This window comes from Micromonospora sp. NPDC049101, from assembly GCF_040648675.1.
Taxonomy (GTDB): Bacteria; Actinomycetota; Actinomycetes; order Mycobacteriales; family Micromonosporaceae; genus Micromonospora.
This window is the reverse complement of sequence record NZ_JBEZED010000026.1, coordinates 113,132-119,234: the sequence shown is the minus strand read 5'-3', so window position 1 is coordinate 119,234 and position 6,103 is coordinate 113,132. Positions and strand designations below refer to the sequence as shown.

The window sequence follows — 6,103 nt, the reverse complement described above, 5'->3', positions numbered from 1 at the left end:
CAGCCGAACGCCTGGACCACCTCATCGCTACCTAACGATTGCACTCACCCCTTGACCCCAAGCGGCGTGTCGTGGCAATAACTCCATGATCAACGTGGGTCTGCGGGTGGGGCGGGAGGTGGGGCGGCGGGTGGGGGTGGGGGTGGGGGTGGGGGTGGGGCGGCGGGTGGGGGTTTGGGTTTGGGTTTGGGTTCGGTTTTGCGGATGGTTTCGGCATGGGCGAGGGTGGTGCGGCGGAGGGCTGCTTCGGGGTCGATTCCTGCCTCGCGGGCCGCCGCGACCGCGGCCAGCAGGCTGGCGCCGAGTCTCGCTTCGGCGGCCACCTCGGCGTCGGCCACCGGGAGTGGGACCTCGATGCCTCGGCGACCGGCGCGGTCCAGGATCTGCGCGGCCAGGGCCAGCGCGGGCTGGCTCAGGGCCACACCGTCCAGCACCGAACTCCGCGCTTTCTCCGCGCGCTTGATCCGCTCCCAGTTCTCGGTGATCTCCTCCAGGGTGCCCGCCTCCGCCCCGGCGAAGACGTGCGGGTTACGCCGGATCATCTTGTCGACCAGGCCACCCGCCACGTCGTCGATGCTCCACCGCTCGTCCTCGGGCAACTCCTCGGCGAGCCGCGCGTGCAGGACCACCTGCAACAGGACGTCGCCCAACTCCTCGCGCAGCGCGTCGGTGTCGTCGGCGCTGATCGCGTCGTACGCCTCGTAGCTCTCCTCCAGCAGATAACCCGCGAGGCTGCGGTGCGTCTGGGCCCTCTTCCACGGGTCACCGCCCGGCGAGGCCAGCCGATCCAACACGGCCACCGCGTCGAGCAGCCGGGCGCCCGGCGGGTCCCACGAGCCGTACATCAGCTCCATCTCGGCCAGCCCCGGCTGCCGGGCCAGCCGCAGACCCAACTCCCGGGCCAGCGCCTCGTCGCCCGCCGGGCCGGCCAGCCACACCACCGTGCCGTGCGTCGCCACCGCATCCAGCAGCGGCTGCGTCGCCGGACCGTCCACAACTGTCACCTCGGCGCCCGCCTGGCGCACGGCGGTGGTCATCTCGCTCTCCGCACCCGTCAACACCGGGTGCTGGCGTACGACGTCCCAGGCCGCGGAGGTCAGCAGGCCGGCCGGGAGCCGGGGTGAGGTGACCAGCAGGACGATCCGTGCCGTCATGCTCAGCTGGCCGTGCCCTCGGTGCCCGGGCCGGCGTCGGGGCCAGCGCCTGGGCCGGCGTCCGGGTCAGCGGTAGACCGCACGGGCTCCGGGGTGGAGATGTCGGTGACCGGGCCGTCCTCGTTGATGAACGGCAGCGAATAGAAGATCAGCGACTGACCGTTACTCACCACCGACGGCACCCCGACCGCCCGGTAGCGCGGGTTGATCGACACGTCGACCCGATCGGCCTCCGCCTCCAGAGCGGCACTGAGGGCGGTGGCGCTGCGCACGAAGCCACCGTCGCCGAACGCCTTGCGGACATCGGCCACCGACATGCCGCCGTCGATCGCCCCGGCCTTCGCGAGGGCGTTGTAGACGGCCATCAGCGAGTCGTCGCTCAGCTCGGCCGGCGGGAGCTGCTGGTTGAGCACCTGAAGCATGTCGATCCACTCGCCCCAGAGCGTGGCGTACTCGGTGGTGGCCGGCACCCGCAGGTTCTGTTCGAGCTGCTGCGGGGTGATCTCGTCGGGCACCTGCACGTTCTTCGCCGCCACGACCCGCTTACCCAGATCCAGGCTGACCAGCAGGTCGACCACGTCCTGGCGAGTGATCTTCGAGCGCAACTGCTCCGGCGACGGCGTCGCACCCGCCTGGACCGCCTGCTGCCGGACCGTCTCGCCGTACTTCGCCTGCACGTCGGCGTAGATCGCGTCGACCCGATCCAGTGAATAGGTGGTGTCACCGACATACGCGGCGACGTCCGGCGCGGACCTGCCGCAGGCAGCGAGGGAAAGGACACCCAGGGCCGCGACGCTGGCGGCGGCGATCACACGGCGAGCACGCATGCCCGTCACTCTCTCATGCCCACGTCCGTGCTGTGACGGCCCCCACCGCACACCGACCTCCGCCGCACCCGCCGCACGCTGGCTCCCGCCCCCGCTGGCTCCCGCCGCACGTTGACTCCCGCCCCCGCTGGCTCCGGCTCCCGCCGCACGCTGGCTCCCGCCTCAGCCCGCCGCGACGGCGAGCGGGGCGGGAGCACCCAGCACATCGGAGAGCAACTGCGCGCACCACTGGAGCAGCGCCTGATCACGCAACGGCTCGCCACCGACCCGACGGGTGCTCGGGCGGGGCACGCTGACCTGGTCGGTGGCCTGCTTGTAGACGGCGTCCGGGTGGTAGCGCTTGAGCCGCATCTGCTTGGAATCCGGCAACGGCAGCGGGCCGAACCGCACGTGCTTGCCCTGCATGGACACGTCGGTCAGGCCGTACCGGCGGGCCAGCAGGCGGAACCGCGCCACCTCCACCAGGTTCTGCACGGGTGCCGGCGGCTCGCCGTACCGGTCGGTCATCTCGGCGATCACCTCGGTCAGCCGCTCCTCGTCGCGCGCCTCGGCCAACTTGCGGTACATCTCCAGGCGCAGCCGCTCCACGCTCACGTAGTCGTGCGGCAGGTGCGCGTCGATCGGCAGATCGATCTTGACGTCGGGCTCGTCCTCCGACCGCTCACCCTTGAACGCGGAGACCGCCTCGCCGACCATCCGCACGTACAGGTCGAAGCCGACACCCTCGATGTGCCCGGACTGCTCGCCGCCGAGCAGGTTGCCGGCGCCCCGGATCTCCAGGTCCTTCATCGCCACGTACATGCCGGCGCCCAGCTCGGTGTGCTGGGCGATGGTCGCCAGCCGCTCGTGGGCGTGCTCGGTGAGCGGCTTCTCCGGCGGGTAGAGGAAGTACGCGTACGCCCGCTCGCGGCCCCGGCCGACCCGGCCACGGATCTGGTGCAACTGGGCCAGGCCGAGCAGGTCGGCACGCTCCACGATCAGCGTGTTGGCGTTCGGGATGTCGATGCCCGACTCGACGATCGTGGTGCAGACCAGGACGTCGAACTCCTTCTCCCAGAAGCCGACCATGACCTTCTCCAGGGCGTCCTCACCCATCTGGCCGTGCGCCACCGCGACCCGCGCCTCCGGCACCAACTCCCGCAGTCGCCGCGCCGCCCGGTCGATCGACTCGACCCGGTTGTGCAGGTAGAAGACCTGCCCGTCGCGCAGCAACTCGCGGTGGATGGACGCGGCCACCTGCCGGTCGTCCTGCGCGCCGACGAAGGTGAGCACCGGGTGCCGCTCCTCCGGCGGGGTGGCGATCGTGGACATCTCCCGGATGCCGGTGATCGCCATCTCCAGGGTCCGTGGGATCGGGGTGGCCGACATGCTCAGCACGTCGACAGACGCGCGCAGCGTCTTCAGGTGCTCCTTGTGCTCGACACCGAAACGCTGCTCCTCGTCGACGATCACCAGCCCGAGCTGCTTGAACCTGGTGGCCGTCTGCAACAGCCGATGGGTGCCGATCACGATGTCGACGGTGCCGTCGGCGACCATCTCCAGCGTCCGCTCGGTCTCCTTCGGGGTCTGGAACCGCGACAGCTGCCGGATCTGCACCGGGAACTGGCTCATCCGCTCGGCGAACGTGTTGTAGTGCTGCTGCACCAGCAACGTCGTCGGCACCAGCACCGCCACCTGCTTGCCGTCCTGCACGGCCTTGAACGCCGCCCGTACCGCGATCTCGGTCTTGCCGTAGCCGACGTCGCCGCAGATCAGCCGGTCCATCGGCACGGTCTGCTCCATGTCCCGCTTGACCTCGTCGATCGCGGCGAGCTGGTCCGGTGTCTCCTGCCAGGGGAAGGCGTCCTCCAGCTCGCGCTGCCACGGGGTGTCCGGGCCGAACGAGTGGCCCTTGGACGCCTTGCGCGCGGCGTACAGCTGGATGAGCTGCGCGGCGATCTCCCGGACCGCCTTGCGGGCCCGTGCCTTGGACTTCTGCCAGTCCGAGCCGCCCATCTTGTGCAGGGTCGGCTGCTCGCCGCCCACGTAGCGGGAGAGCTGGTCGAGCTGGTCGGTCGGCACGAACAGGCGGTCGCCGGGCTGGCCCCGCTTGCTGGCCGCGTACTCGATGACCAGGTATTCGCGGCTGGCGCCGTTGACGGTGCGCTGCACCAGCTCGACGTAGCGGCCGATGCCGTGCTGCTCGTGCACCACATGGTCGCCGGCCTTGAGCTCCAGCGGGTCGATGGTGTTGCGTCGCCGGCTCGGCATCTTGCGCATGTCCCGGGTCGAGGTGCCCCGACCACCTGTCACGTCGTTGCCGGTGAGCAGCACGAAGCGGGACGCCTCGTCGACGAACCCACTGCTCAGCGCGCCACAGGTCACCACCAGCTCACCCGGGACGGGCGCGGTCGGCACCTCCTCGGTCAACCGCGCGCCCAGGCCGGCGTCGCGCAGCACCTCCACCGCCCGCTGGGCCGGGCCGTGCCCCTCGAAGACCAGCGCGATCGACCAGCCCTCGCCGGCCCAGCGCTTGAGGTCGTCGACCACCCGCGCGGTCTCACCGTGGTAGAGCGGGGCCGGCTGGGCGGACAGGGTCACCGCGATGGCGTCGTCCGGGGTGACGGTGGCCTGCTCCGGCGCGTCCTCCCAGGGCTGCCGCGCCTCGGCGGTCTCCCCCTCCACCAGACCGAACGGGGACAGCGTCCACCACGGCTGGCCGAGCTTGCCGGCGGCGGCGCGCACCTCGCCGAGGGTGCGGAAGGCGGCGGCGCCGACGTCCACCGGGGCCTGGCCGCCGACCGCGGCGGCAGCCCAACTGGCCTGCAAAAACTCCTCCGAGGTACGCACCAGATCGTGCGCCCTCGTGCGGATCCGCTCCGGATCGCACAGCAGCACGTGGGTGCCGGCCGGCATGGCGTCGAGCAGCAGCTCCAGCGAGTCGGGGCCGACCAGCACCGGCGCCAGCGACTCCATGCCCTCGACCGGGATGCCCTCGGCCAGCTTGTCCAGGATCTCGGCCAGCTCGGGGTGCTGCTCGGCGAGCGCGGCGGCCCGGTCCCGGACCGCCGGGGTGAGCAGCAGCTCACGGCAGGGCGGTGCCCAGAGCAGCGGAACCTGCTCGATGGTCCGCTGGTCGGCGACGGCGAAGGTGCGGATCTCCTCCACCTCGTCGCCCCAGAACTCGACCCGGGACGGGTGCTCGTCGGTGGGCGGGAAGACGTCCAGGATGCCGCCGCGCACCGCGAACTCGCCGCGCTTGGTGACCAGGTCGACCCGGGCGTACGCCATGTCGACCAGTCGGTGGGCGACCTCCTCCAGGTCCGCCTCCTCGCCTGCGGCGAGCTGCACCGGCTCCAGGTCACCGAGCCCCTTGAGCTGCGGTTGGAGCAGCGAACGGACCGGCGCCACGACCACCCGCAGCGGCCCGGTGCCGCCGTGCGCGTCGGTCGCCTCCGGGTGTGCCAGCCGGCGCAGCACAGCCAGCCGCCGACCCACCGTGTCCGAGCGTGGGGAGAGCCGCTCGTGCGGCAGCGTCTCCCAGGATGGGAAGACCACCACCTGCTCCGCGGGCAGCAACCCACCCAACGCGGCGGCCAGGTCGTCGGCCTCGCGGGTGGTGGCGGTCACGGCGAGCACCGGCCGCCCGGCACCCTCGTTGTCCGCGGCGACAGCCGCGACGGCGAACGGGCGCAGCGCGGCGGGAGCGGTGATGTCGAGGCCGTCGACCTGGGCGGCACCGGAGCGCGCCAGGTCACGCGCGCGGGTCAGCCCCGGGTCGGCCAGGGCGGCGGAGAACAGACCGGTGAGCAAGGGAAACCTTCCAGGGGAGTCGACGCACACGACGGCGGCCCCGCGTCCAGCTGGACGAGGGGTGCACGACGACAAGCCTATCTCCGCGCGCCGACACACAACCCCTTCCGCCGAGGTCCGCGTCGCGTCGCGCTCGACACCCCACCCGTGAACCCGTTCGCCCAGGCATGCGCCACGCTCCCGGACCCCGATACACGCGCCCACGCCGCGGGGACCCCGGCCCGCGCCACGCCCCGATGCCCCCCGCGCCCGCAGCCCCCGCACCTCACGCCCAGCCCTCGCGCACCTGACACCTGCCCCAAGATCCGCGCACGTGGCCGCCCGGGGAGG

At 72.0% G+C, this 6,103-nt stretch carries 2 protein-coding genes and 1 pseudogene; all 3 read right to left on the bottom strand.

Annotated elements, in window-relative coordinates; all coding sequences use genetic code 11:
* Positions 1 to 191: 191 nt before the first annotated feature.
* A pseudogene (locus AB0B57_RS28940) lies at positions 192 to 1,154 on the bottom strand (nucleoside triphosphate pyrophosphohydrolase); the annotation flags it as partial.
* Between the two features lie 2 nt (positions 1,155 to 1,156).
* Complete coding sequence (locus AB0B57_RS28935) at positions 1,157 to 1,981, bottom strand: hypothetical protein (protein WP_357076586.1); 825 nt, start codon at positions 1,979 to 1,981, stop codon at positions 1,157 to 1,159.
* Between the two features lie 162 nt (positions 1,982 to 2,143).
* Complete coding sequence (mfd, locus tag AB0B57_RS28930) at positions 2,144 to 5,773, bottom strand: transcription-repair coupling factor (RefSeq protein WP_357076583.1); 3,630 nt, start codon at positions 5,771 to 5,773, stop codon at positions 2,144 to 2,146.
* Positions 5,774 to 6,103: the final 330 nt, after the last annotated feature.